At 60.0% G+C, this 23665-nt stretch carries 20 protein-coding genes; 9 read left to right on the top strand and 11 right to left on the bottom strand.

What is annotated here, in order from left to right:
- Positions 1-188 precede the first annotated feature (188 nt).
- Complete coding sequence (locus tag MLD24_RS16940; RefSeq protein ID WP_248168227.1) at positions 189-713, bottom strand: DUF4124 domain-containing protein; 525 nt, start codon at positions 711-713, stop codon at positions 189-191.
- Positions 714-923: 210 nt separating this feature from the next.
- Complete coding sequence (gene glnA / locus MLD24_RS16935; RefSeq protein ID WP_227172436.1) at positions 924-2327, bottom strand: glutamate--ammonia ligase; 1404 nt, start codon at positions 2325-2327, stop codon at positions 924-926.
- A 667-nt stretch (positions 2328-2994) separates the two neighbouring features.
- Here glnA and typA point away from each other — a divergent pair.
- From typA to MLD24_RS16910, 5 genes are all read left to right on the top strand, one after another.
- Positions 2995-4806, top strand: a complete 1812-nt coding sequence (gene typA, locus MLD24_RS16930) for a translational GTPase TypA (RefSeq protein ID WP_248168225.1) — start codon at positions 2995-2997, stop codon at positions 4804-4806.
- 193 nt (positions 4807-4999) lie between these two features.
- Complete coding sequence (gene pip / locus MLD24_RS16925; RefSeq protein WP_248168223.1) at positions 5000-5962, top strand: prolyl aminopeptidase; 963 nt, start codon at positions 5000-5002, stop codon at positions 5960-5962.
- 112 nt (positions 5963-6074) lie between these two features.
- Complete coding sequence (dtd, locus tag MLD24_RS16920; protein WP_248168221.1) at positions 6075-6518, top strand: D-aminoacyl-tRNA deacylase; 444 nt, start codon at positions 6075-6077, stop codon at positions 6516-6518.
- 508 nt (positions 6519-7026) lie between these two features.
- On the top strand, positions 7027-7998 hold the full coding sequence (locus MLD24_RS16915) for a porin (protein ID WP_248168219.1): 972 nt from the start codon (positions 7027-7029) through the stop codon (positions 7996-7998).
- Between the two features lie 107 nt (positions 7999-8105).
- The gene (locus MLD24_RS16910; protein WP_248168217.1) at positions 8106-8945 is read left to right on the top strand and encodes a CYTH domain-containing protein; all 840 of its coding nucleotides are present in this window, start codon (positions 8106-8108) and stop codon (positions 8943-8945) included.
- Positions 8946-8954: 9 nt separating this feature from the next.
- Here the strand turns inward: MLD24_RS16910 and MLD24_RS16905 are convergent, their stop codons facing one another.
- A complete protein-coding gene (locus tag MLD24_RS16905) occupies positions 8955-10100 on the bottom strand; it encodes an ion channel (RefSeq protein ID WP_248168215.1) in 1146 nt (381 codons plus the stop codon).
- A gap of 103 nt (positions 10101-10203) precedes the next feature.
- Between MLD24_RS16905 and glnE the strand changes: the two genes are divergently transcribed.
- Positions 10204-13107, top strand: coding sequence for a bifunctional [glutamate--ammonia ligase]-adenylyl-L-tyrosine phosphorylase/[glutamate--ammonia-ligase] adenylyltransferase (gene glnE, locus MLD24_RS16900; protein WP_248168213.1), 2904 nt, complete (start codon positions 10204-10206; stop codon positions 13105-13107).
- Positions 13108-13220: 113 nt separating this feature from the next.
- Positions 13221-13625, top strand: coding sequence for a DUF6165 family protein (locus tag MLD24_RS16895; RefSeq protein ID WP_227172429.1), 405 nt, complete (start codon positions 13221-13223; stop codon positions 13623-13625).
- A gap of 46 nt (positions 13626-13671) precedes the next feature.
- On the opposite strand, the gene MLD24_RS16890 is transcribed toward MLD24_RS16895, so the two are convergent.
- Complete coding sequence (locus tag MLD24_RS16890) at positions 13672-14745, bottom strand: glycosyltransferase family 9 protein (protein ID WP_248168211.1); 1074 nt, start codon at positions 14743-14745, stop codon at positions 13672-13674.
- 133 nt (positions 14746-14878) lie between these two features.
- On the opposite strand from MLD24_RS16890, the gene MLD24_RS16885 reads away from it, so the two are divergent.
- Together MLD24_RS16885 and MLD24_RS16880 are read left to right on the top strand one after the other, a co-directional pair.
- On the top strand, positions 14879-15616 hold the full coding sequence (locus MLD24_RS16885) for a 3-deoxy-D-manno-octulosonic acid kinase (protein ID WP_248168209.1): 738 nt from the start codon (positions 14879-14881) through the stop codon (positions 15614-15616).
- Between the two features lie 73 nt (positions 15617-15689).
- The gene (locus MLD24_RS16880; RefSeq protein ID WP_248168207.1) at positions 15690-17045 is read left to right on the top strand and encodes an O-antigen ligase family protein; all 1356 of its coding nucleotides are present in this window, start codon (positions 15690-15692) and stop codon (positions 17043-17045) included.
- On the opposite strand, the gene MLD24_RS16875 is transcribed toward MLD24_RS16880, so the two are convergent.
- The 7 genes from MLD24_RS16875 to MLD24_RS16845 all read right to left on the bottom strand — a co-directional run bounded on the left by MLD24_RS16875 (position 17008) and on the right by MLD24_RS16845 (position 23593).
- Positions 17008-17802, bottom strand: coding sequence for a glycosyltransferase family 25 protein (locus tag MLD24_RS16875; RefSeq protein ID WP_248168205.1), 795 nt, complete (start codon positions 17800-17802; stop codon positions 17008-17010). The two genes, MLD24_RS16880 and MLD24_RS16875, sit on opposite strands and share 38 nt — an antisense overlap.
- 62 nt (positions 17803-17864) lie before the next feature.
- Positions 17865-18554 (bottom strand): sulfotransferase family 2 domain-containing protein, encoded by a 690-nt coding sequence (locus tag MLD24_RS16870; RefSeq protein WP_248168204.1) that lies wholly within the window; start codon positions 18552-18554, stop codon positions 17865-17867.
- 29 nt (positions 18555-18583) lie between these two features.
- Positions 18584-19510, bottom strand: a complete 927-nt coding sequence (locus MLD24_RS16865; protein ID WP_248168202.1) for a glycosyltransferase family 2 protein — start codon at positions 19508-19510, stop codon at positions 18584-18586.
- A gap of 152 nt (positions 19511-19662) precedes the next feature.
- A complete protein-coding gene (locus MLD24_RS21700; RefSeq protein WP_248168200.1) occupies positions 19663-20418 on the bottom strand; it encodes a lipopolysaccharide kinase InaA family protein in 756 nt (251 codons plus the stop codon).
- Between the two features lie 53 nt (positions 20419-20471).
- The gene (locus MLD24_RS16855; protein ID WP_248168198.1) at positions 20472-21572 is read right to left on the bottom strand and encodes a glycosyltransferase family 4 protein; all 1101 of its coding nucleotides are present in this window, start codon (positions 21570-21572) and stop codon (positions 20472-20474) included.
- Positions 21569-22732 carry a glycosyltransferase gene (locus MLD24_RS16850; RefSeq protein ID WP_248168196.1) on the bottom strand — a complete coding sequence of 388 codons (1164 nt, stop codon included), beginning with the start codon at positions 22730-22732 and terminating at the stop codon, positions 21569-21571. The genes MLD24_RS16855 and MLD24_RS16850 overlap by 4 nt, the downstream gene beginning before the upstream one ends.
- A gap of 6 nt (positions 22733-22738) precedes the next feature.
- Positions 22739-23593, bottom strand: a complete 855-nt coding sequence (locus MLD24_RS16845; protein WP_248168194.1) for a glycosyltransferase family 2 protein — start codon at positions 23591-23593, stop codon at positions 22739-22741.
- Positions 23594-23665: the final 72 nt, after the last annotated feature.

Here is a 23665-nt window from a genome sequence, read left to right as displayed (position 1 = left end):
TGCGGGGCATTCACCGCGGCACGGGGTTGAGTTGTCCTGGCCGGAGACGGTTACAGCGGGGCACGGTAAAAGACGCGCGCCCTGCGTTGGCACAGAGTATGGCCGCTATTTGGTGCGGACGCACCAATTTGGTGCTTTGTCGGCAGGGGCGCCGGTAGGGAGGGCGCCAGGGTATGGCGCCGTTTCGGTCAATTCTGCGCGGACGGCCGGTGGATGGTGAAGGAGATGCTGTTGCCACTCTGGACGCGGACGCCATCGCTGTTGATCACATGCACGTCGGCCTGGTGGGTACCGCGGAAAACATTGCGCACCATCACCGAACCCGAGCTGGACTGGCCGACCGGGGCGCCATCCAGGGCAACCTCGAACAGGTGACCCTCACGCAAGGCCGGGCTGCTGCTGACCTGGAATTCCACGTCACCGTTGCCACTGTGAAACGCGGTGTCATTACCTGGCGATACAAAGCGGATGCTGTCGTAAGGCTGGGCGCTGGTATCGCCGGCCTCCGGCGCCGCTTCTGTCTGGGTGACATCTTCCAGTTTGGGCAGGGTAATGGTTGTGATTGGCTTGACCTCCACCGTCTCGGACTGGTCACTGGCTTCGTCTGAGTAGGTGACGTTGCCGTACTGATCCACGCTGCGGTAGATCTCGGCAAACGCCGGTGAAGTCAGTGCCGTCAGTGCGCCGGCGAATACTGCAATCCTTGGTGTCATAGCCCTGGTCCGTTGTGGTTATTGGGATCGAGAGACTGCGTAAGCCTCTTCTGGATTATCGATAGCGCAATCGGACATTGCAACGCCATGGGTTTTGCCCTTGGTTACAAAGCGTTAAGGCTCGGTTGTCGGTACCGCTTTGAGTTGGCAAACGGGCATAAAAAAGCCCCGCACAGGGCGGGGCTTCAGGCACTGCGTCATCCGTCAGGATCAGCAGGAGTAGTACATGTCGAACTCGACCGGGTGAGTGGTCATGTTCAGGCGCTCGATCTCGCCGCGCTTGAGGTCAACGAAGCCGGCAATCATGTCTTCGGTGAACACGCCGCCACGGGTCAGGAACTCGTGGTCCGCTTCCAGGCAGTCCAGGGCTTCCTGGAAGGTGCCGGCAACCGTCGGAATGTTCAGGGCTTCTTCTTTCGGCAGATCGTACAGATCCTTGTCCATGGCATCGCCCGGGTGGATCTTGTTCTGGATACCGTCGAGGCCGGCCATCATCAGGGCTGCGAACGCCAGGTACGGGTTGGCGGCCGGGTCCGGGAAGCGGACTTCCACGCGACGGGCTTTCGGGCTGTTGACGTACGGGATACGGATGGAGGCAGAGCGGTTACGGGCGGAGTAGGCCAGCATAACCGGTGCTTCGAAGCCCGGCACCAGACGCTTGTAGCTGTTGGTGGAGGAGTTGGTGAAGGCGTTGATGGCCTTGGCGTGCTTGATGATACCGCCGATGTAGTACAGGGCGGTTTCGCTCAGGCCGGCGTAGCCGTCGCCAGCGAAGATGTTCTTGCCGTCCTTGTTCAGGGACATGTGCACATGCATGCCGGAGCCGTTGTCACCAACCACAGGCTTGGGCATGAAGGTCGCGGTCTTGCCGTAGGCGTGGGCGACGTTATGCACGCAGTACTTGAGGATTTGTACTTCGTCGGCCTTCTTCACCAGGGTGTTGGCGCCAACGCCGATTTCGCACTGGCCAGCGGTGCCCACTTCGTGGTGATGCACTTCGATTTCCAGGCCCATGGACTCCATGGCAGCACACATCGCGCCACGCAGGTCGTGCAGGCTGTCAACCGGTGGCACCGGGAAGTAACCGCCTTTCACGCCCGGACGGTGACCGATGTTGTTGCGGTCGAAGTCTTCGCCGGAAACCCATGCCGCTTCTTCGGAGTGGATGGAGTACATGGCGCCGCTCATGTCGACGTTCCATTTCACCGAATCGAATACGAAGAACTCCGGCTCCGGACCAAACAGAGCACCATCGGCGATACCGGTGGATTTCAGATATTCTTCGGCGCGACGGGCAACGGAGCGGGGATCACGCTCATAGCCCTGCATGGTGGTCGGCTCGACGATGTCGCAGGTGATGTTCAGCGTGGTTTCTTCGGTGAACGGGTCGAGAACGGAGCTTTCATCGTCCGGCATCAGGATCATGTCGGATTCGTTGATGCCCTTCCAGCCGGCGATTGAGGAGCCGTCGAACATCTTGCCGTCGGTGAAGAAATCCTCGTCCACTTCGGTGGCCGGCAGGGTCACGTGCTGCTCTTTACCGCGGCTGTCGGTGAACCGGAGGTCAATCCACTTAACTTCGTGCTCTTTGATCAGGTCAATCGTCTTGGACATTATGCAAGCTCCGTTGTTTAGCCCGCAGGCGGGCGTGTCGGTGTTCTTTGTTGCGTTTGGCCGGCGCTCCCGCCTCAGTGCGTGGGCCGACGCAGCCTTGTTATCAGGTGGGCGTAGCTTATCAGAAGCAACAGACGCTCACCTTCAAAATTGGTTGCGTAAGACAAAGCAGGGTCCGTGCCAGTTTTTCGTGCATGCGCCAGAACAGCGCAGTGACGGGCCCTGGCTGTCGGGCAGATGCGCTTTCGGGGCGCAAAACGCCGTGTCACGAGCGTAGCTCAACACCAAAATGGTGCAAACCCCTTGGTTGATGCACTTAAATGGTGCGTCAGGGTGTTTGTCGTCGTGGGAATTACCTGCCAATTGCGACCATTATTCATACTAACGACATCAAGTTTCCGTTATACTGCGCGCCGCCTCACCGACCCTGTTCCTGAACGGGCACCGCATACCTTCTGTTTGGTTTCTGCTGGCACTGGCTGTGCCACTCAAAAGTGTCCCTGGGGGAGGAGAGGCCTGGCCGCCGCGCTTGACTGTGCTTTCGTTGTCAGCAAGCGATGTCCGGGCCGGTTCTTTTACTTAACGGATTTGAGACGGTGTGCGTGTGGTCGGGAACGACCGCCGCCTGAGACCTCTCAGGTCAGTACGCATGCCGCAGGATATTGTTGTGATTGAGAATCTTCGTAATATCGCCATCATCGCCCACGTCGACCATGGCAAAACCACCCTGGTGGACCAGCTGTTGCGCCAGTCTGGCACTCTGGACCGTAAAGAGCTCGAGAATGAGCGCGTTATGGACTCCAACGACCAGGAAAAAGAGCGTGGCATCACCATCCTGGCGAAGAACACTGCGCTGAAGTGGAAAGACTACGACATCAACATCGTGGACACCCCGGGACACGCCGACTTCGGTGGTGAGGTCGAGCGGGTAATGAGCATGGTGGACAGTGTGCTTCTGGTGGTGGATTCCATCGACGGCCCGATGCCGCAGACCCGCTTTGTTACCCAGAAAGCGTTCGACGCAGGTCTGAACCCGATCGTGGTGGTCAACAAGATCGACCGTCCGGGCGCGCGTCCGGACTGGGTCGTGGATCAGGTATTCGACCTGTTCGATGCCCTGGGTGCCACCGACGAGCAGCTGGATTTCCCGATTGTCTACGCCAGCGCCCTCAACGGCATCGCCGGCGAGGACCACGAGAAGCTGGACGACAACATGGATGCGGTCTTCCAGGCCATCGTGGACCATGTTCCTGCGCCCAATGTTGATCTGGACGGCCCGTTCCAGATGCAGATTTCCCAGCTCGACTACAACAGTTTCCTGGGTGTGATCGGCATCGGCCGGATCATGCGCGGCAAGGTGACCACCAACTCTCCGGTCACCGCCATTGGCGCGGACGGCAAGAAACGCAATGGCCGGATTCTCAAGATCATGGGTCATTCCGGGCTACAGCGTGTCGAGGTTGAACAAGCTCAGGCCGGCGACATCGTCTGCGTCAGCGGTCTGGATGAACTGTACATCTCCGACACCCTGTGCGACCAGAATGCCGTTGAGGCACTGCCACCGCTGACAGTGGATGAGCCTACCGTGTCCATGACCTTCCAGGTCAACGACTCGCCGTTCGCCGGCAAGGAAGGCAAGTACGTCACCAGTCGCAACATCAAGGAGCGCCTCGAGAAGGAGCTGCTGCACAACGTGGCGCTGCGGGTGGAAGAAGGGGACTCCGCCGACAAGTTCAAGGTATCTGGCCGGGGTGAGCTGCACCTGTCGGTGCTGATCGAGAACATGCGTCGGGAGAACTTCGAGCTGGCGGTGGGTCGTCCGGAAGTGGTGATCCGCGAAATCGACGGCGAGAAGCAGGAGCCGTACGAGAACGTGATCGTCGACATCGAGGAAGAGCACCAGGGCCCGCTGATGGAGCAGATGGGACTGCGCAGGGGTGAGCTGACCAACATGACGCCGGATGGCAAGGGCCGCATGCGCCTGGAATACACCATTCCGGCCCGTGGTCTGATCGGCTTCCGCAACACCTTCCTGACCATGACGTCCGGTAGCGGTATCCTGACCTCCACCTTCAGCCACTATGGTCCGATCAAGGTGGGTGATGTCACCAGTCGTCAGAACGGTGTGATTGTGTCAATGGCAACAGGTACCGCGTTGACCTACTCACTGGAGACCCTGCAGAGCCGTGGCAAGCTGTTCCTCGACCCCGGCCAGGAAATCTACGAAGGCCAGCTCTGTGGTATTCACAGCCGTGATAACGATCTGGTGGTGAACCCCACCAAGGGCAAGAAGCTGGATAACATGCGTGCCTCTGGCAAGGACGAGGTTATCGGGCTGGTGCCGCCGATCAAGCACACCCTGGAGCAGGCGCTTGAGTTCATCGATGACGATGAGCTGGTGGAAGTGACGCCGAAATCGATCCGGTTGCGCAAGAAGCTGCTGACCGAGAACGAGCGCAAGCGCGCCAACAAGGGCTGATCGGGACGCCGAGCTGACCGGCCCGGGTGATTGCTCGGGCCCGGTCAGGTTTGGCAGAGCGGATTGGTTTGGTGGAAGGGGTGGCCTCAGGGTCGCCCCTTTCGCGTTTTGGGCGAGGCAAAGCGTTTCATGTCATACTGCTTCGATGTCGACGACAGGCACCTTTCATTAATGGACACCAGGTGATGCCTCCATGTTGAACCTTTACCCAGAACTCCGTCCCAATGCCCGTCACCGCCTCAAGGTGACGCCTCCCCACGAGCTCTTCCTGGAAGAAAGCGGCAATCCCGAGGGGATTCCGGTGCTGGTGGTCCACGGCGGCCCCGGGGGCGGCTGTGAGGACTACTACCGGCGGTTCTTCGATGCCGAACGTTATCGCATCATCCTGCTGGATCAGCGTGGGGCCGGTCGCTCCACGCCTCTGGCGGAGCTGGCGGACAATACCACCGCCGATCTGGTGGCGGACATGGAGCAGGTCCGGCAGTTCCTGGGCATTGATCGCTGGGTGCTGTTCGGCGGAAGCTGGGGCTCCACCCTCAGTCTGGTCTACGCCGAACAGTATCCGGAGCGGGTGATGGGGCTGGTGCTGAGGGGCATCTTCCTGTGCCGGCCCCAGGACATTCACTGGTTCTATCAGGAAGGCGCCAGCCGGGTGTTCCCGGATTACTGGCGCGACTTTTTGGCGCCGATCCCGGAGGCGGAGCGGGGCGATCTGGTGTCGGCCTACTATCGGCGTCTGACCAGTGACAACGAGCTGGAGCAGATCCAGGCAGCCAAGGCCTGGTCTATCTGGGAGGGGCGGTGTGCCACCCTGCACCCGAATCCGGCGGTGGTGGACCATTTCGGTCATCCCCACGTTGCCATCGCACTGGCGCGAATCGAGTGCCACTACTTCATGAATCGGGCCTTTCTGGAACCGGACCAGATTCTCAACAATGCCAGTGCGCTGGCTGGGATTCCCGGCATCATCGTCCATGGCCGCTACGACATGGTGTGTCCTTTGGACAATGCCCTGGTGCTGAGCCAGGCATGGCCTGACGCGGATCTGCGCATCATTCGCGATGCGGGTCATTCCGCCTCCGAGCCGGCAATTGTGGATGCCCTGATGCACGCTGTAGATGAGGTGGTGGAGAAATCCCAGGAAACGACTTCCTGAGTGACCATCAGCGGCTCTGTTACGATTGGTAAAGCAATTTCCGGGGCTGGCAGTTGCAGGAAAAGTGACGTGGTCGTTAGAATCTGTGCTCCTAGATTCAAACGGATACGTTATGAAGGGGTTGATACAGCGGGTAAAACAGGCCAGTGTGACCGTCGAAGGTCACCGGCTCTCGGAGATTGATACCGGGTTGCTGCTGTTGCTGGGGGTTGAGCGCGAAGACGGTGAGGCTCAGGTGCAGTCGCTGTGCCGAAAGATTCTGTCCTACCGTGTGTTCCCTGATCACCAGGGGCGAATGAATCGCAGCCTCCAGGATATAAAAGGGGGGCTGCTGGTTGTCCCCCAGTTTACCCTTGCCGCTGATACCCGCTCCGGAACCCGCCCCGGCTTTTCTTCCGCCGCTCCCCCTGATCAAGCCAATGAACTCTATCTACGCTTTATCGCCTCCGCCAGGGCAGCCCTGGGTACAGAGCTTGTGGGTGAGGGACGGTTCGGTGCGGACATGCAGGTAGCGTTGGTAAACGATGGTCCGGTCACGTTCTTGCTGGAAGTGTGAGTCGTGCCAACCTCGGGGTTGTAACCGTACGATCCAAACTGGTGCATTCGTTCGTGCTGGACTTGCCCGGGAAATGGTCGTCCGGCGCCTTTGCTGAGCTATCACTCTGAAAGCCGTGAAGAAAGGCTAAGTTGGTCCCAGGTTTGAATGGTCAGTTGGATGGGCAGTTGGCTATAAAACAGCCATGAACTGTCACGAAACGGACTAAAAAATCTGGTAGAAATGTTTGCAAATGTGAAAACCTTGTATTAAAACGAATTCATCATGCAGTGCTTTAATTAAAGCCTGTAAGTAGCTGACGCTTAAGGAGCGAAGGCGAATCCCGGTGGTCTTGGCCACGGTGGTTCCAGTGCCGTTAACACTTAAGTCGTCATTTACTATTTGTCATGAAAGTGACATGTTTACGACACACAATCGGGCCCGTTCCTGGCTCGATTGTCGAAGTCAAAAAAGAACGGGTAGAACCCGACGCTAAAACCTGAGTTAACTCAAAAAAGGAAGACGCAACATGAAGAAGACGCTCATCGCATCTGCTATCGCAGCGGCAACCTTCTCCGCTTCTGCCCTGGCCGCAGACAACATGCCGACCGTATACGGCAACATCCAGTACGCACTGGCACACGACAACTTCGACGGTGGTCCTTCCACAGTTGATCATTTCGACAACGGCTCCACCCTGGGTGTGAAGCACAGCCACGAAATTGCCCCGGGCCTGGAAGGTTTCTTCAAGCTGGAGCTGGACGGCTTTGACGCTGACGACAAGACCAAGGGCCGCGGCCGTGTTCGTCTTGACGAAGCCTACATCGGTGTTAAGGGTGACAGCTTCGGTAAGATCTGGGTAGGTTCTGACGACTCCCTGTACGAGCGTAAGATCGACCAGATCGCCAACTTCTACGAAGTTGCAACCATCAGCATCGGCGGCAGCTACAGCACTGGCGAAGGCGACCTGATCCAGTACGAAACCCCGTCTTTCGGAGGCCTGACTCTGGGCGCCGCTGTTCAGGTTAACGGTGACGTTGAAAACGCCGAGAAGTCCTATCCGTACCAGCTGGCGGCTGCCTACGAAATGGGTGGTGTTGAGCTGGCTCTGGCCATGGACTCCAACGACAACCACGACGGCAACGCCGAGAACACCTACGGCCTGCGTGCTGCCTACGGTGCAGACAGCTTCACTGTTTCTGCCGAGTACCAGACCCGTAAAGACGCTTACGACGTAGCGGGCCTGATGGGCGTTTACACCATCGGTGCCAACCAGTTCGCGCTGTCTTACGAGCTGGCTACTGCTGACGACGCCAACGACACTGAGCGTGATACTGTGACCCTGCAGGCGCTGCACAACGTGTCTGACAACATGTACGTCTACTTTGAAGGCTACCTGGGTGGCGGTGACGAGGTATACTCTTACACCGACAGTCAGGGCAACACTGCCTCCACCGACGAGCGTTCCATCGCTTCTGTTGGTGCGGTCTACTACTTCTGATTCAGCTAACCTGAGTTAGAACGTGGAATGAAACGGCGACCCTCGGGTCGCCGTTTTTTTTGGCGATGTGTATGCTGGCGGAAACGGACTCTGCCCCAAGGTGCACCATGGCCCAGGAACTTGAAATCAAGCTGACCCTATCCCCCGCGACCGCTGAAGCGGCCTTCCAATGGCTCAGCGAGCTGCCCGAGGCGGCGGCCGGTGAGACCAAGGCCCTCATCAACACCTATTTCGATACCCCCAAGGCCGAGCTCAATCGTCAGCGTGCTGCTTTACGGGTACGCCGTGCCGGCGACCGTTACATCCAGACCCTGAAAACCCAGGGAGAGTTTCGCGCTGGCGCCCATCGCCGTCAGGAATGGGAGTGGCCACTGACGGGCACCCGTCTCAATCTGGGCCTGCTGGCAGATACGCCGCTGGCGGAGGGGGTTAACCTGGCGGAGCTGGAGCCGGTGTTCGAAACCAACTTCGAACGTCGTATTGTCATGCTGGAGGAGGGCGACACGGTGATCGAGTGCGCCTTTGACCTGGGGCGGGTCATTGCCGGTGACCAGAGCCGGCCGTTGTGTGAGGTGGAATTCGAGCTGAAGGCGGGGGATGAACGGCGACTGTTGCATTGGGCCACCCGGCTGTCGGCGGCGTATAGCTGCTTTCTCAATCTGATCAGCAAGGCGGAGCAGGGTTACTTCCTGGCGGGCCTGCATGACCCCTCTGCGCTGGCCCCGGACAGCGATGCCCTGACCCGGCTGTGCCACGGTGTGAGCGTCGGCTGGCTCACCGGCGCACTGACCGATGAACTGCGCCTGGCGCTGGACGATGTGCTGGCGGGTTATGAGGGCGTTCTCAGCGAGGCTCAAAAGACCGATCTGCGACGACTCCGCGACAGCCCTGACCCTGAGGTTGTAGAGAACCTGGGGGCTCTCCAGCTGGCGCTGATCAACACCTGAGACCGCGCCTCAGGTGTTGCCGGCACGCTCCTGCATTTCATGCCACTTGGCTACGAACTGGCGGTAGCGATCCAGCGCTTCCTCCACTACGGCGACGGTGGGTGTGTCCTGGGATTTGACCAGCACAATGAGGCCCTTGCCCTCGATCTCCTCGTCCACTGGAGGGTGGCAGATGACCTCGCCATCGCCGTTTATGTAGGCGAGGGCGGTACCGATGCCATGACGGATCAGCGCGCTGACAATGTCTGCCCAGTTCAGGTCATCCAGGACAATGTCGTAACGATGGGGATGATCCTGTTCGTAGTTGAACAGGTCCTCAAGTACTCGCTCCGAGCCAGGGGCAACCACTGCTTTCACCATGATTTCCGGGTAGGTACGCACTGGCCGGATCACCGTCCGAATCCCCAGCGGCTGGAAACGGGAGCGGTTTTCATCCCGCACCACCTCGGCGATTACCCGGCCACCGAGGTTGGCTTCGCTGAGCCGATGGGCGATGTCAAAGGTCAGGCTGTCGGAGTGGGGGTCGGACTCGTCGGCCGCCAGCAGCAGGATGTGCTTGGCGTCGCCGGCGTGAACAGCCCGGAGCGCTTCCGGGTCGCTGCCGGAGCCGTGGTAGTGGATCAAACCCAGATCCGTCAGCTCCGGTGGTAGCCCGTTGGGGTACTGGCGGGTGAGGATCTGGATGGGAATACTATGGTATTCCGGCACTGCCCGTATCTGTTTGGCAATGCGCATGAAATATTGCTCGCCGCCGTGGCGGGGGGTGTTGATGATCACGATGTGGTCTTTCATGGGGTAGATCCAGCGTCCAGTAACGATTCGTTCGCGCCGGTAGAACCGGTACTCAATGAAGTCGCTCACAATCAGGGTGAGCAGGGTAATCGCCGCCACGAACATCAGCGCAATGGTGCTGAGTCGGCCGATGACCGTTTGTGGGGCGTAGTCACCATAGCCAACGGTGACGACCGTGGTCATGGTCAGCCAGGCGGCCTCGAACAGCGACAGCGGTTCCACCGACCATAGAATCAGTACCTGACAGACCATCAGTCCGCCGAGGATCAGGAACAGCCGTTTCATCCGGCTGCGGATAATACTGGCCATGGGCAAGTGGGCGAGCTGATGTTCCGGGTTCAGGGGCCGACGGTCTCGAAGCATGTATAGTCTGGTCCGGTGAATGGTAGTGTTCGTCTTACGCCCACTGGCGTGCGATTCGCAGGGGCTTTGGCGACAATATAACAGAGAAACAGGGGGTTGCATTATGTCCGAGCCGTGGCAGGGGTTACCCGCCATTCTGGCGGAAGAAGTCGCCGCAAGTTGGCAGGAAAGCTGTCCCGAGGGCTTGCCTGAGTGGCTGGCAAGCGCTGGGGTGACGGCCGAGGACCTGGCCAGGGCGCTGGCCAGCAGCCAGTTCCTGCGCCAGATTCTGACCCGGGACAGCGAGCGGTTGGCCGATGCGGTCAGGCAGCGACCACTGACAGAGCCGACGACCCGCGCGTCGCTGGAGGCGTGCTGGCGCGACTACGTCACTGCCGTGGACAGTGAGCCGGCGCTGCAGGCGGCGTTACGTCGTTTTCGCAAGGAAGTGCAGTTCCGCATCATCTGGCGTGATCTGCTGCGTTGGGCGGACCTGGAAGAGACCATTGCTGCCACCAGTGATTTGGCGGACATCGCTATCCAGGGTGCTCTGGACTGGCTCTACGCCGATGCCTGCGAGGCGTTTGGCACCCCCTACGGCGCCGATCCGGTCACTGGTGAAGAGGCGCCGCAACCGATGGTGGTGCTAGGTATGGGCAAGCTGGGTGGCCGGGAACTCAATGTTTCCTCGGATATTGACCTGATCTTTGCCTTCCCGAGCAGTGGCGAGACCCGGGGAGGTCGGCGCACCCTCGACAACCAGCAGTTTTTTGTCCGTCTGGGACAACGATTGATTCAGGCCCTGGACCAGATTACCGCCGACGGCTTCGTACACCGGGTCGATATGCGGCTGCGTCCGTACGGCCAGAGTGGCGCCCTGGCACTGAGTTTTGCGGCCCTGGAATCTTACTATCAGGATCAGGGCCGGGAGTGGGAGCGCTACGCCATGGTCAAGGCCCGGGTGGTCGCCGGCGACCAGCGTGCCGGGGCGGTACTGATGGCCAGCCTGCGCCCCTTTGTTTACCGCAAGTACATCGATTTCAGCGCATTCGAATCGCTCCGCAATATGAAAGCGATGATCAATCGCGAGGTGCGTCGTAAGGGGCTGGATAACGACATCAAGCTGGGTAGTGGTGGCATTCGCGAGATCGAGTTCGTGGTGCAGGCGTTCCAGCTGATTCGTGGTGGACGTGACCGCGAGCTCCAGCAACGGGAGCTGCAGGCCATCCTGACCCAACTGGAGGCGCTGGAACTGTTGCCCTCTGACGTGGTGGCGGAGTTGCGGGCGGCGTATGTGTTCCTGCGCAATCTGGAGCATGCTCTGCAGGGTATCGCCGACAAGCAGACCCAGTTGCTGCCCGACACCGGGATCGATCAGGCCCGGGTGGCGCTGATTCTGGGGTTCGATGACTGGCAGACCTGCCTGGACGAGCTGAACGCACACCGCGAGAAAGTGGCGCGGCATTTCGCCGACATCATCACGCTCGACGAGGACGCTGAAACCACCGAGACTCTCGACGAAGGCTGGGCGTCACTGTGGCTCGGTGAGCTGGATGCGGAGGCGGCCGGGGCCTGGCTGTCCGAGCATGGCTACGAGGCGCCCGAGGCTTCGCTGAAAGTATTGGAGGAACTGCGGCAGGGGCGCCAGACCCAGACCATGCAGACCCAGGGGCGCCAGCGCCTGAATCAGTTTATGCCGGTGCTGCTGGAGGCGGTGACCCAGGTGGACAATCCGTCGGAGACTCTGGCCAGGGTGATGCAACTGGTGGAGGCGGTGCTGCGGCGAACGGCTTACCTGGTGCTTTTGCTGGAGAACCCGGGGGCGCGCTGGCAACTGGTGAAACTGTGCAGCGAGAGCCCCTGGATCGCCCGCCTGCTGGCAGAGACGCCGCTGCTGCTGGATGAGCTGCTGAACGCCGAAAGCCTTTATCACCCGCCGGCCAAGAGCGAATTGCAGGACGACCTGCGCCAGCAGATGCTGCGGATTCCCTATGAGGATCTGGAAGAGCAGATGGAATCCCTGCGCCACTTCAAGAAGGCCCATGTGCTCAGGGTGGCGGCGTCGGAGCTGCGAGGCACACTGCCGCTGATGAAAGTCAGCGACTACCTGACCTGGATTGCCGAGGTGGTGCTCGATCATGTGGTGGATGTGGCCTTTGCCAATCTGGTCAGTCGCCATGGTTATCCGCAACGGGCGGACGGGAGCGCCTGCGACACCGATTTTGCGGTGGTCGGCTACGGCAAGCTGGGGGGGATCGAGCTGGGCTACACCTCGGACCTGGATCTGGTCTTTATCCACGATGCCGATCCGCAACAGTCGACCGATGGTGATCGTGCCATCGACAACGCGGTGTTCTACACCCGGCTGGGCCAGCGTATCGTGCACATACTCAGTACCCAGACGCCTTCGGGACAGCTCTACGAGGTGGACATGCGGTTGCGGCCCTCTGGCAATTCCGGGCTGCTGGTCAGCACCCTGTCGGCGTTTGATCGTTACCAGCATCAGGACGCCTGGACCTGGGAGCATCAGGCGCTGGCCCGGGCCCGGGGAGTGGCAGGTTGCCCGCGGACCCTGGCGGCGTTTGAGGAGCTGCGTCACGGCATTCTCTGCCAGTCTCGGGATCGCGCCCAACTGCGCCGGGAAGTGGCTGAGATGCGGGAGAAAATGCGGGCGAGCCTGGGCACCCGTACGGTTGCGGGAGAGCCGCCTGCGGTGTTTCACATCAAGCACGACTGGGGCGGGATCGTCGATATTGAGTTTCTGGTTCAGTATCTGGTGCTGGCCTACAGCGCGGATCATCCAGAACTGACCCAGTGGTCCGATAACATTCGCCAGCTGGAGGAACTGGGCCGGGCGGGGGTGCTGCCGGTGGCTGACACTGAGCGACTGCGTGAAGCCTTCATCAACCTGCGCTCCACCATCCACCGTCGCGCTTTGCAGAACCTCAATAGCCAGGTGGATGGCGAGGCGTTTCCCAGCGAACGCCGTTACATCCAGACTCTGTGGCGGCGGATCATGTTGGCGTAGTGCGTGATCGGATAGGGCTTACCATCTGGTAAGCCCATGCCCCGATTTGTGCTTTCCTGCTAGAATGGCGGCTTTCAAGCAACGGTACGAACCCCAAATTCAGGAAGCATCCCATGACTGATGTAATCAAGGTGCCGGTCTCCTTCGGCGAGGTTCTCGACAAGATCACCATTCTGGAGATCAAGTCCGAGCGCATTGCGGATGAGACCAAGGTCAAGAACGTGCGGCTGGAGCTGGAAGAGCTGAGCCGGACCTGGGACGAAGCGGTTGCTGACCAGGCCGCCATCGCCGAGCTGCGGCAGCAGCTTAAAATGGTGAATGAGCAGCTGTGGGAAATCGAGGATGACATCCGTGACCAGGAGGCGGCCCAAGATTTCGGCGACCGCTTCATCGAACTGGCGCGGGCGGTCTATGTCACCAACGACAAACGTGCCGCGATCAAGAAAGACATCAACCTGGCTCTGGGCTCGCGGTTTGTGGAAGAAAAGTCCTACCAGGACTACACCGCCCGTAGCTGATCAGCCCTGACAGTGACCGCCGGAGCCAGCTCCGGCGGCACTCCTCTTACGAAGCCTCGGGGGCTTTGGCGTAGGGCTTTCCGGGCCCCTGAAAACGCTCTGCCATCCAGCGGTCAAGTGTGGCCGTGACGTCCTCGACGGTGATCAGATCCATTGCCCCTTCATATTCGGTCTTGGTGCCCCAGCGCACCTGCTCCACCGTTTTGCCGCAGTTCTGCTCCAGCGCCTGGGGGTAGCGGTCAACGCACCACGCCAGAGACTGGTAGGGGCCGGAGCGTTGTGGGTTACTGCCTGCGTAGAGTCCAAGCACATCGGTGCCCACCGCGCTGGCGATATGGGCTGGACCGGTATCCGGCGCAACCAGCAAGTCGGCATGACTGAGCAGCGCCGTCAGTTGCTTCAGGGTGTCCTGGCCGCAGATATTGTGCGGGCGTTCTTTCATCGCGGCTGCAATCTGCTCGCACATGGCCTTTTCAAAGGGAGCCGGGCTGCCCACCAGAATCACATTGGCGTTGTGGTGCTGGATGGCGTAGTCCGCCAGGGCGGCGTATCGCTCGGCTGACCAGTTTCGGAGAATGTGGCTGGCGCAGGGACTGATCACCAGGTTGACCCGGTCGTGGGCCAACTGGTCGTGGGCAAAGGCATGATCCTCGTCACTGAGGGGGAACGCCCATCTGGGCGGCGCCGGCTGTAACCCCAGAGGCTCCAGGAAGCTCGCCAGGCAGTCGCGTACATGTTGTTTGGGGGTGGCGGGAATGCGACGGTTGATAAATAAGCTGTGGAGGTCCTTGCTGCGGGCCCTGTCATAACCGATCTTGATGTCCGCCGGGATGCAGGCGGCAACCAGGTTGGCACGAAACGCCACCTGCATGTGCAGCAGGGCGTCGAAACGGCGCCCTTTGAGCTGTTGGCGCAGATCGCTGTAGGCCTGACGCCCCGCCTTCTTGTCGAACACGATAAATTCAACGCCCGGCAGGTCGCCGACCAGACGGGCCTCGATTTTGCCGATGATCCAGGTGATCTGAATGCCCGGGCATTGTTCCTGCAAGCTGAGGACGACGGGAACCACATGGGTCACGTCACCAATGGCGGACAGGCGGAGTATGCAAATGGACTTCATAGACAGTGGGTTCCGTGCTGGCCTGGCCCGCGCTGTGGCGGCGGCCCAGGGTTCGTTGCTAAACTGGGCGCCATTTTAACGCACTCCCGAAAAGGCGTCCCGGACCGTTCGGGCATTTATACCTGTGAGCACCATGACCCGAAACGACTCGTCGCCTGCGCGAGAAATCCAGCTGCCTGATCAGCGCGCGGCGATACTGGCCCGCGCTGACGTGGCGCAGCAGATCACGACCGACTGGTTTGATCCTGATTTCTGGGAAGACCAGGCCCGCCCGGTGAGTACCGGCGGGCGTGGTGGTGCCTGGTTTGTCCATCATGCTGGTGAGGACTGGGTTTTGCGGCATTACCGCCGGGGTGGTTTGCCGGCCAAACTGTCCAGGCGCAGCTATCTGTATTCCTCGCAGCGGCAGGCCCGCTCGTTTGCCGAGTTCCAGTTGCTGATGGCGTTGCAGGTTCGGGGCTTACCGGTTCCTGAGCCGGTGGCCGCGCTCTGCCAGCGGCGCTCCTCCTGGCTCTATCGGGCCGCTATCCTGATTCGGCGTATTCCCGGGGCGGTGCCGCTGCCAGCCAGTCCCCGCTACCGTGAGGAGGCGCTCTGGGCTCAGGTCGGTGCCACGATTCGCCGGTTCCATGATGCTGGCCTGGATCATGTCGATCTCAATGTCGACAACATTTTGGTGTCCGGCGAACGGGTCTACCTGATCGACTTCGATCGCTGCCGCCTGCGACAGAAATCCGGTGGCGGCTGGCAGGCAAACAATATCCGCAGGCTTCGGCGATCCGTCGAGAAGCGATGCCGGGATCTCTCTGAGGAAGATCGGAGAGGGCTCTGGCAGGCTCTGACCGAAGCCTACGCCCCTGACTGTTCATAATTGCAGCTCCTGGCCTGCCATCCGGTGGTCATGGATATCCCGGAGTGACGAGTGCGCGGTGACTGATAAAGGTATGAGTAAGATGCTGTCCAGTGAGCTGTGGCACAACCCTCTGGCACCCCGTTTGCCGCGCTGGTTGGGTTGGCTTTTTGTGGTAGCCGCCTTTGGTTACGCACTGGTTTTGTTTACACCCCTCGAGCGCCCCAAACTGATTGATATTACCTTCCTGGCCATAGGGCTGGTGGGGTTCGTCCGTTACAGCCCGCTGGCCCGTGGAGGCGGGGCACCCTGGTTGCTGGGGCTTGTCACCCTGCAACTGGTCATTACCTGGGCCTTGCTGATGCTGGATTTTCCCGATCTCGCCCGCAGCGGCCCCACGCTTGAGGACTTCCTCGACAAGTTCCTATTCCTGTTCCTGGCACTGGCGCTCGCCGGCCAACGCCGATGGGTGGCGGCGCTGTTGGGGAGCGCCGCGGTGCTGATACTGCTGATGCCATGGGTACTTGGCAATGGCTGGGTCGACTTTCGCCTAGGCCTGGCGGGAGGCCGTGTCGGTTTTGGTCTGAATCCCATCCGCACGGCCCTCTACTTCTCAGTCGTGATGTTGGGACTGATGGCCTTTGTCAGGCCTCTGGTCGCCTCTCCAACGTTTTCCTGGCTGCGCCTGGGGTTATGGGGTGGGTTGATGGCCTACGCTGCCGTGGTCATCTTGATGACACAAACCCGGGGCGTGCTGCTGGCTCTGGTGCTGATGCTGGCGACTATGGCCGTTCTGACCCTGCGGAGTCTGCCTCGCTTGCGGCGATTGCCTCTCCGCTACTGGCTGGGTGGGCTGTGTCTGCTGGTTGCGATTGGGGGGATGGTGGTCCAGTCCGGGCTGCTGGGTAGCAACGTTCAGAGGTTTCAGTCGGAAGCGGGCGTGATTGATGCAGTTACCTCCGGCGATGAGGGGCTCGAGATACCGAACAGCAGTTGGGGGTTGCGGGTCCAGTTCTGGCAGCTGGGGGTAGAGCGCATAGCCGAACGGCCTGTGGCCGGCTGGGGCTATCGCTCGGCCCGTTACTTTCTGGAGCAGGCGGCCCGGGAGTCACCACAATTCCGCGGCTATCGGCAGCTTCACAACTCTTACCTTGAGGCCGGTATCAGCTACGGCATGGGTGGGATGCTGCTTCTCGTCGGCCTGTTCGGCTGGGTGCTCTGGCGTTGTCGCGTGGCCTATCATGGCGGCGGCATGGAGATTGGTTTCTATCTGTTCTCGGTGACCAGTATTGGATTCGTTATGTGCTGTTCACTGGTCTATGGCCTGCTGTTCAGTGACGACCATGGCCTGAACCTTTACACCCTGGTGATGGGGTGTGCGTTGTCCATGTCCTATGCCGGGAAGAGGAGGGCTAATGACGCCGGGGAAGCAGCTGCTGATAGCCCTTGAGTCGGCACATCAGGGCGCCCCATTTCCGCTTCAGTCGCTGCAGGCGATGGGCCAGCCAGCTCAGGACTGACGGTTTTCGGGCTGAACCAGCGGTGTGGAACAGCGTCCGTTCCTGTTCCAGATGGCTGTTGTCCAGATCTTCCGGGTGTGCCAACAGGTTGGCGAAGTAAATGTCGATGTTGGTGTGGCGAAAGAAACTGCCCCAGGCATCCGCCAGTTTCAGGTGTTCGGCGTGGGCGTCCAGAATACGGCGGGCGCTCGACCGGGTCACCGCGTAGCAGCAGGTCCGGAAGACGTAAGCATGGGAATATCGCGCAAGGCGGAACAGCCCCGGCGTTTCCGTGGCTTTGCCGAACAGAAATTTGCGCGCTGGCATGCCCTCCTGGCCACCGCAGATCAGCACACCGTTCTCCGGCAGCTCAGGCAACAGTGCGAGTGTGGCGTTGAGGTCTTCATCGGTGCCGATAATGTCATCCTCAACAATCAGGGCTGCGCGGGCGCCTGAGTCGAGGAACTGCTCAAGGGCCTGAATGTGGCTCAATGAACAACCGACTTCCCCGGGCAGCATCAGCCGATGCCCCTGTTTCATGGCCCCGAACGCCAACCTGAAGAACTCCCGTGCGGGCAGCTCTCGACCGTCGACGGCACTGATGCGCCGGAACTGTTGGTGGTGGCTGGGCAGCATTGCTGCCAACTGCTGTCGTCGTTGATGATCCTTGTCCAGTGATACCAGATAGATAGGCAGGGAGTTTGGCATGATGGTCCGGGGGCTTGTGTGCTGGCTCTCAGGCATGGCGGATCTGTCCGTGTATTCGGTGACTACAGGGCAGCGTCGTCATATTGCAGGGCCTGGAAGTCGCTCTGGTAGAACTCGCGGACGGCCTGACGGACCTCCGGGTTCTGGTAGTAATCCGATACCGTGCGGGATCTCTGGCTGGGGTTCTTCTGCTCCAGGGTGGCGGAAACGCCAGCGATGGCAGCCAAGTATGAAAAGTCTTTATCGAGGTTCTCATAGCGGCCGACAAAGTCCACCGCCAGGCTGCTGCCGATGTACAGAAAATCGGTCTGACGGCGGAAATGCACGTGGTTCTGCACCGCAGGGTCGTGGCGTAGCCCATTCAGCACGAAGTCATCGAAATCTGAGAACCTGTCCATTGTGCGCTGCTTGAACATCAGGTCGTAGGAGTTGTTGCCGCCCCGACACAGGTACTCGTAGGCAGACACCAGGCGATCGTAGGGGTTGCGTACGAACGTAAACCGGTACTTGGAATAGAAGTGGGCGCCGCCGAAGATCTGGAGATACTTTTTCGCCGTGGTATGGCCCATGCCGGCAGAGCGGCCAAACAGGGACTCTATGACAGCCGTGCCGGCCGCTTTGGGCACGTGTACGAACAGCATGTCGCGTTCGTTGAACGGCTGGTTTCGGAACGAGTTCCGCAAGCGGCGGTGATAGCGGTATCTCAGCCAGTGCTTCAGTTGCAGTTTCAATTTCAGTATTCGATCAGTCATGTCTGGGTCCTTTCCCGGCACGGCGAGTGTCAGTGGAATCCGCTCAGCTGTTTGATCTGAGGTCTGAAGCGCCGCTGCAAAGCCCATAAAAACTGCCGTCTGCGGCCTCTTTGTGACCCGGGCGTAATGTGACACAGCCGTTGGTTGATGGCGATGGCTTCATCGTAGTAGCCGGCATCCCAGAGCCGTTTTGCCACCCGGCCCATGAAGCGTTCGGCCAGGATCGGGTGCTGTTCCAGAAAGGCTTGGTGGCGCTGGAGCACGGTGAGATCGGACTCGGCACCAATCCTGCGATGACCTTCGTTACTGAGGCGGGAGCCATCGTGAATCCGGAAGAACAGGTTGGCCGAGGGGCAAGGAAACCCCACAACGCCCGCTGCCAGCAAGCGGAACATCAGATCCCGGTCCTCGGTCATGGTGAGTTGCTCATCAAAACCACCGGCTGCCAGGAATGCCTCCCGGTTGAAGGCCATGCCTGAACAGGTGACGTCCATCAGGCTGGTCCAGTCCTGAGGAGAGGGGGGGTGATCTGTTGGCACTGCTGGCAGGAGGACCGGAACCCGTTTGCCTTTGCGTTCGAACACCTTGGTTTTGCCTGACCAGACAAAGGCGGTCGGCTTGCTGGCGCCCTCGAGGAAGGCCGCTATATGCTCCAGAAAATCGTCAGCCAGCCAGTCATCGTCATCCAGAAATACGAGCCAGTCGCTGCGGGCGGCCCGGGCACCGGCATTGCGGGCCGCTGAAACCCCCAGGCTGTTTGTGTGGCGAACGTGTCGGAAGCGGTCGCTGCCGGGGAGCCGGTCCGCCACGGCGACATCACTGCCATCGTCCACGACCACCACCTCGGCAGCTGCCCGGGTCTGGGCAAGGATAGAGTCCAGCGCCTGCTGCAGGTACTGATCCCGATTCTTGGTGGTGACAATGACGGAAAACTGGTGGGGGCGCTGCTGCGACATGCGACGGTTCAACGGTTGAGGGATCAGGGGGTGAGCAACGTGACTGCTACTGCCCAGTCGCGCTCATATCAATGAGGGGCGATTATACCGTCTTCCCCCAGTCGGAGACAGGATGATATGGACTGAGAACTGCCCTGCTGATGCGGAATCGGTTACGGCTTGGTAACGTCGGTCATGCTCAGTAAACGGGTGTGTGCTCGCCTGACGTATCGGCGTTGGAGGCGGTGAAAGCGCCAGAGGATGAAGGTTTGCCCCAGCCGGGAATGCGGGCTCTTTTGCCAGTATGCAGCAAGCAGGGAGGTCATCTGCGCGCTGCTGAGACCAAAGTGGTACTGCAACAAGGCAAACTCCTTGCCGATACTTGTCCAGTACAGGGCGTTGGCGGAGCGGTAATGACGGGCGCGGCCGAAGTCGATGAACCACAGGGTCTGATCGGTGTTTTCCTCCAGCAGAAAATTATCCGGGCTGGCGTCCTGGGTGATGATGCCGCGCTGGTGAAAGCTGGCAAGCAGGTGACCGATCTTTTCCAGCAATGGCTGATTGATGTCCGTGATTGGTGATCCGGGCACCATGCTACGGGCGTACAGAATCGACTGCTTGCCCCAGTGATTGCGGAACTGGATGAAGCCGCTGGTGTTTGGCACGGGGAGCCCTTCCAGTTCCCGCAGAGCGCCATCTTCGCGTTGCCAGACCCGTCGCATATCGTTGCGGCCCGGAGCATTGGCGTACCGTTTCAGGATGAAGCCATTCGGAGTGCGGAACACTTCCCGCAGTGTCCGGTAAACCCAGCGTCGTTTGATCAGCTCGACATCTTCAATCTGGCCTGGATGGTCGATTGCCCCTATGTCGGACAGAAATCGAATCTCCTCAGGCGACCAGTCAGGTGGGCTGGGCTGGAGGTCATTCACAATGCTCTCTCTCGTAATCTGACTGCGTCTTAATATTGTCGTTTTCCACCAATTCAAGGCCTTGGCGGTAAAACATCCAGATAGGCGGCGATGGTGTTATCGACAAAGCGTGTGGCTGAAAAGTGTTGGGCCAGCCGGGTACGGGCAGCGCTGCCAAGCTGCTGTCGTAAAGCAGGATCTGCGGCCAGCCGATCCCAGGCCTGGGCCAGCGGCTCGGCCTGGTTGGCGGGAACGGCGAGAGCGGAGGAGCCGTGTTCCACCAGTTCGGTCGGGCCGGGAATATCCGTGATGATGATCGGCAGTGAGAGGGCCATCGCTTCTTTGACGGAGCGGGGCAGGCCTTCCTGCAGCGACGGCTGGACATACAGATCGGCCTGTGCCAGCCATTGAGTCGCGTTGGCGTGTTCCCCCATCAGATGAATCCGCTCCCGGTTTGGTCCCTGCTTGGCAAGTCGGGCGGCCTCTTGACTGAAGTTACCCAGAACTACCAACACACTGCGCGGGTCCGACACCTGATGAAAAGCCTGGATCAGTACTTCCAGTCCCTTATGGGGACGGCCCTTGCTGTTGCCCATGAACAGTCCCACAAAGTGCTGTTTGGGGTCCACTGGAAAGGCGTCCGGTACCGGTGCCTGGGGGGCGACCCAATTGGCGTCAAAGCCCTTGTAGTTGAGCCGAAGTCGGGACTCTTCGACCACCGTTTTCATGTAATCGTATACCGACCGGCTGACACATAGAATCAGCTTGACCTTCGGATGCAGGATGCCAAGCCAGTAGGTGGGATCACTCTTGCGAATTCGGGCACTGGTACCGCGGTAGCCAATCAGCCGTACGTCGGTGAAGTAGCTCGCCCAGATCGCATTGGCCAGCGAGGTGGAATCGGTGGCATGGATCAGGTTGATGTTATGTTGGCGAATGATGCCGCGGATTTGCCGGATGAAGAGCGGGTCGAGCTTGCCGCGCCTTCGCTGGGGCTCGATGAGCAGGTCCTGCTCTTGCAGGAACTGACGCTGATGATCGCCTTGTGGCTGACACATGACCTTCAGGGTCAGACCGAGCTCGTGGAGACGGCGAATCAAATCAAACTCGGCTGCATCGAGCCTCGTTTTGATGAACAGTAGACGTAGATGGTCCAGCTGAAGGGACGGCATCATGGTGTTGTTGCTCCCTCCGCCGGGTCGGCAAGCATGCGATCAACGATAACCGCTGGCTGGAAGTCCGCCAGCCAGCTTGGTTTTACCTCAATAGGCAGTTGTGCCAGAGTTTTCCGGATCAGATCTGCGAGGGCGTCCGCATTCATCGGGCAGAGATAGGCTTCAAGGTCGCCCTTGAAGACATCGCGAATCCCGCCCGGACAGTCGACGGAAATGACCGGTGTACCGCAGGCCAGTGCCTCGGTGAGCACAATGCCCAGTCCTTCAAACTCAGACGACAGCACAAACAGGTCGGCGCGAGCCATCCAGGCGTAGGGGTTGGCCTGTTGGCCGGCGAACAGCACACGGTCGGCAATGCCAAGGCTCTGTGCCTGTTGCTCCAGCGCCTGGCGACAGGGACCTTCACCGACAATCACCAGTTTATGCGCCGGCAGGGCTTTGGCGTAGGCCTCCAGCAGTCGTGAATGACCCTTTTGGGGCACCAGGCGTGCGACGTTGAGGATAAAGGGCTCGTCGGGTATGGCCGGCAACGGCTCTGAGGCTCGCTGGCGAATCTGCTGTTCAGGACAGGGGTTGGTAATAACCCGTAGGCTCAGAGGCTCGATTCCACCCTGGCTGAAGGCAGCTTCAGCGGAGGCTTTGACCCCGGACGACACGCACACCAAGTGACGTTGATCAAACACCAGCTTCCATTCCAGCCGTTTTTGCCAGGCCGGACGGTCGTGGTGAATCACGTTCTCGAGCACGTAGATGTTGCGTGGGTCCCGGAACGACCAGAAATACTTGAAGGTACCCAGGCCACGGAAAACGATCCGGTCGAATCGACCGTGCTGCTTTTCCAGTTGGCGGATACGACGTTTCAGCAGCCAGCCGGTAAGCCAGCCGGTCCAGATGAAGTGGGACTTGGGCAGCAGTACGCCGAGCAGCAGCCGCGACAGCAGGAACACCGGGATGCCGATAACCGATTTCAGCAGGGCCTGGAACTGGTCAAACTGGTGCAGCTGTACTTCAGGGTTTGAAGGCGCCAGGTCCCTCGGCCGTCGACGGCAGGTGATCAGGTGGCTGTCGTGGCCGGCGTCGGCGAACGCGTCCGCCAGGTTGACAGCTACCCGTTCCATACCGCCCATCTTGAGGCTGTGAATGATGACCAGGGTTCGCATGGTGGACTATTGGCCCTTGGGTTGTTCGTTGGTGCCCGCGGCCGGTGGTTCGATACCGTGTTGCGCCCAGGTGATGCGTTGCTGTTTCACTGTCTTGCGGATGGCGCGATTACGGGCCCAGATCTCAGGCTTGGAGTAACCACGAGCGTGATCTAGGTGCAGGCATACTGTGCTGTAGCGGATCTGGATGGATTTGTGGCCGTAGTTCCACAGCCGCTCCCCCAGTTCCCGATCCAGACCACCGTACTGCATGTCTTCGTTGAAACCATTCACTGCTCGCAGGTCTTCTGTCCAGGTGGAGCTGTTCATGCCGTTCCAGCTCGCCGCTGCTGGCGTCACCCAGTTCATGAAGTCCCGAAATCGCTGGGAGTCGGCCAGTTTCCAGAGCTTGTGGTTCTTGGGTTGGCCGTGTTGCACCAGCCAGTCGGCACGGAATATTTCACCAGAGCGGATGTGATCTTCCCCGATCAGCTCCGAGACCGGCATGGTGAGCTTGATATAACCGCCTGACAGGAAATGACCTGGCCGGGCGAGACGCACATGGGTCGCGATGAAGTCCGGTTCAGGAATGCAGTCACCGTCGGTGAAGATCAGATAGTCACAGTCGGTCTCACGAATGGCCTTGTTGAGGATCTGGCATTTGCGAAAGCCCTGGTCCTCGTGCCAGACATGGTCGATGGTCAGACGGCCCCTGGTTCGGAAGGTCTCGATCACCTGGCGGGTGTCGTCGGTGGAGCCGTCATCGGCGATGATCACCCGGAAATCCGGGGTGGACTGGACCTCATAGCCCATTAGGACCTTGCTGAGCCAGAGCGGGGAATTGTAGGTGGTGATCACCACACCGGGATTTTGCGGGTGCATGGTTTCTGCCTGACAGTGAATTGCGGGGCGCCGAACAGGGCGCCAGGCGGATTATACAGGGTTACGGTGCCT

The organism is Marinobacter xestospongiae, assembly GCF_023156385.1.
Taxonomy (GTDB): Bacteria; Pseudomonadota; Gammaproteobacteria; order Pseudomonadales; family Oleiphilaceae; genus Marinobacter; species Marinobacter xestospongiae.
Note: the sequence above shows the minus strand (reverse complement) of the source record. Positions and strands in the feature narration are given on the sequence as shown.